The following is a 272-nucleotide window of genomic DNA, read 5'->3' as shown; positions in this document are numbered from 1 at the left end:
GCATTGCCGTACACCGGTTCGCAGATGATGCCCGCCAGCTGACGGCCACGGGCGTCGAGGTCAGCCAGCTTGGCGTCGACGTCCTGCAGGTAGTCGGCGGCGCACTCGGCCCCGCGGAAACGACCGCGGAAGGTGTTCGGTGCTTCGACCGGGTGTACCCAGTCCGGTCCGGTTCCCAGGGCTTGCGGGTTGTCGGCGATCGACGTGGAGATGGCATCGGTGGCCACCGACCAGCCGTGGTAGGCCTCCAGCACACTGAGCAGGTCGCGCCC

1 protein-coding gene is annotated in these 272 nt (G+C 68.8%); it reads right to left on the bottom strand.

From position 1 onward, the window contains the following. The coding region (locus tag HWE01_RS22700) for a hypothetical protein (RefSeq protein ID WP_241822966.1) at positions 1–272 on the bottom strand (272 nt) is incomplete at both ends.

This window comes from Herbaspirillum sp. C7C8 (genome assembly GCF_022627875.1).
Classification (GTDB): Bacteria; Pseudomonadota; Gammaproteobacteria; order Burkholderiales; family Burkholderiaceae_D; genus Herbaspirillum.
Note: the sequence above shows the minus strand (reverse complement) of the source record. Positions and strands in the feature narration are given on the sequence as shown.